Below are 2874 nucleotides of genomic sequence, written 5' to 3'. Positions count from 1 at the left end.
GGGGCCCGCTCCGCACGGACGGGCCCGCCGAGGCGGGCCGCATGTACTTCTACCTCGGCTCGCCCGACAGCAAGTACCAGGACTTCATCGAGTTCACGGTCGGTGACAACGTCTTCAACGGCAACACGACCCGCGTCGACGCCTTCGGCCTCAAGCTCGCGATGCGCCTGCACGCCGAGGACGGCTACGACGTGCAGGTCGGCGAGGACTACGACACCTTCCAGCAGACCCGCGAGCAGACCTTCCAGCAGTTCAAGGACGAGGTCCCCACCGAGTTCAAGGGCCTCGCCGACGACCCGACCCGCATCCCGGCCCCCGGCAGCGCGCCCGAGTTCCGCGAGGGCGGCCAGTACGCGGACTACTTCACCGCGTACGCCCAGTCGCAGGGCGTCAACGCGCCCACCTCGGACATCACCGGCTGCGCGGGCGTCCTCGCCAACGACCCCGGCAAGTGCTCGGCGCTCAACCGCCACGTCGCCCAGCTCCCCGAGGACCAGTGGTCCACGCCGGACCTCTATTACAAGGACAGCCCGGCGAACTACTACGCCAAGTACTGGCACGACCACGGCATCAACCACCTCGCCTACGGCTTCCCGTACGACGACTACGCCGGCCAGTCCTCCTTCGTCTCGCACCAGGACCCGCAGTGGCTCGCCGTGGCGGTGGGGTGGTGACGAGTTCGGTGACCCGCCCCGGGGGGTGACCGGTCCGCGCCGGGGGGCGGTGACGGCCCGGGGGGCGTGAGCCGCTGAGGCTCCCTCCCGCGTCCGGCCGCCGCGCAGGGCACGCCACAGGGCCCGTACGAAGATCCGCTCTTCGTACGGGCCCTGTGCACAACCCGGTCCCGGTCCCGCCGGGCAGCGGCTCACTTCTCCGACAGCAGCCCTTCCCGCAGCTTGCCCAGCGTCCGGCTCAGCAGCCGGGAGACGTGCATCTGCGAGACGCCCAGCTCGGCGCCGATCTGCGCCTGTGTCAGCTCCTGCCCGAAGCGCAGTTCCAGGAGATACCGCTCACGGTCGTCGAGCGTGCCGAGGAGCGGGCGCAGCGCGGTGAAGTCCTCGACGAGTTCCATCGCCGGGTCCCAGTCCCCGAGGAAGTCGGCGTAGGTCGTCGCGGTCTTCTGGTCGGGCTTGCCGCTCGTGGTGCTGTCGGCGGGCAGGTCGAGCGAATCGGACATGTAGCCGTTCGCCGCGATGAGCCCGTCGATCACCTCGTCCTCGCTGATGCCCAGCTCGGCGGCCAGTTCCTTGACCCCCGGGTCGCGGTCCAGGTCCACGGCGAGCCGCTCCTTGGCCCGCGCGAGGTCCACGCGCAGCTCCTGGAGCCGTCGCGGGACGTGGACCGCCCACGTGCTGTCGCGGAAGTACCGCTTGATCTCACCGACGATGTACGGGATCGCGAAGGACGTGAACTCGGCCTCGCGCGTCAGGTCGAAGCGGTCGATGGCCTTGATGAGGCCGACCGTGCCGACCTGGAGGATGTCCTCCATGTCGCCGTTGCCGCGGTTGCGGAAGCGCCGCGCGGCGAAACGGACGAGGGACTGGTTCATCTCGATGAGTGTGTTGCGCGCGTACTGGTACGCGTGCGTGCCCTCTTCGAGGACGGTGAGCTGGTCGAAGAAGAGCCGGGACAGCTCGCGGGCGTCCTGCGGGGCGATCTTCCCCGCGTCCTCTATCCAGGGCAGCCCGGCAGCGTCCGCCTCGGCCGCCGCCGGGCCGGACGTGCCCGTGCTGTGCGTGGAGATCGTCACGAGTAGCACCTTTGCAGTCGGTTGCGGTCGAAGAACTTCGACATGGCCCCGCCTGCCCCGGCCTCCCGACGTCACACACGATGAAACGCGACGATCGGGAAACGGCCCGAAATCTTCGGGGAGGGGCAGGGTTTCGTGCCGCCGGAATAGCGCCCCCGCCTGGCGGAAGATCCCCTTCCGTTCCTCGCCTTCCCGCCCTGACCTGGTGAATTCGCGCTCTCCCGGTGACTTTCCGCAGGAAATAAGAAAAGACACGAAGGGGCTTCGAAAAACACCACGCATATATGTGGCGAGCCCGGGAATTCGGAAACCAGGTGTTCTCCGAGCGCGTCATGACGGGCCCCGCCGCGCTGTGCCGCCCCGGTTGTTGGGTACGGTTTCCCAGGGCGCCCTCAGGGTGCCGACGTACCGTCAGGCGTGCCGCCGGGGGCCGCAAGCGGGTGTGTCGCTGGTCCGCCGAACGAGTGAGGCGGGCGAGAATGAACGAATGCAGACAATCGTACGAGCCCGGACGGGGTGGGGCAGTGAACAGCCACGACGTCACTGATGAGCAGTGGGAAGGGCTGGCCCAGGTCGTACCGCTGCGCAGCAGCGACGCCTGGCCGTCCTGGCCGGGGCATCGCGCGCTCCCGGACGAGGAGGCCGCCTCGCGGCGCCGTTTCGTCGTCCTGCGCGTGAACGTCTTCGCGGACGCGCGGGAGGTCGCCGAGACACTCATGGCGCAGATCCCGGTCCTGCTCGACCTCAGCGGCGCCGAGAGCGAGACCGCCAAGCGCGTACTCGACTTCAGCAGCGGCGTGGTCTTCGGGCTCGGCAGCGGGATGCACCGCGTGGACCGCAACGTCTTCCTGCTCGCCCCTCCCGGCACCGAGGTGCAGAGCCTGGTGGAAGGCGTACGGGGCACGGGCGCGCTCGGCTGAGAGGCCGGGAGGCGAGCGGCGAGCCGGGCGGGTGAGCGGCGAGCGGGGCGGGGCCGGGGCCGGGAGGCGTACAGGCGTCGGCGTCGGGCGGCGCCCGGGTACGGGGCCGGGCGGTGTTGCGGGCGGGAGGCGTGGTGCCGGAGGTGCCGGGGGCTCGCGTGATCCTGCTGGGTCGCCCGCGTCGCCGGAGCGGGGCGCCGCTCG

General features: G+C 70.3%; 3 protein-coding genes. 2 read left to right on the top strand and 1 reads right to left on the bottom strand.

The annotated features are described in order from the left end of the window. On the top strand, nucleotides 1-674 hold a 674-nt coding region (locus SSBG_RS05020), incomplete at its 5' end, for a glycoside hydrolase family 64 protein (RefSeq protein WP_234010372.1). A 191-nt stretch (nucleotides 675-865) separates the two neighbouring features. Here SSBG_RS05020 and SSBG_RS05015 read toward each other — a convergent pair. Next, nucleotides 866-1750, bottom strand: a complete 885-nt coding sequence (locus tag SSBG_RS05015) for a SigB/SigF/SigG family RNA polymerase sigma factor (RefSeq protein WP_037868974.1) — start codon at nucleotides 1748-1750, stop codon at nucleotides 866-868. 524 nt (nucleotides 1751-2274) lie between these two features. Here SSBG_RS05015 and SSBG_RS05010 point away from each other — a divergent pair. Beyond that, nucleotides 2275-2670, top strand: a complete 396-nt coding sequence (locus tag SSBG_RS05010) for a cell division protein SepF (protein WP_008745130.1) — start codon at nucleotides 2275-2277, stop codon at nucleotides 2668-2670. Nucleotides 2671-2874 lie beyond the last annotated feature (204 nt).

Source organism: Streptomyces sp. SPB074 (assembly GCF_000154905.1).
Classification (GTDB): Bacteria; Actinomycetota; Actinomycetes; order Streptomycetales; family Streptomycetaceae; genus Streptomyces.
The sequence above is the reverse complement of the archived record's forward strand: the minus strand, read 5'-3'. Positions and strand labels throughout refer to the sequence as shown.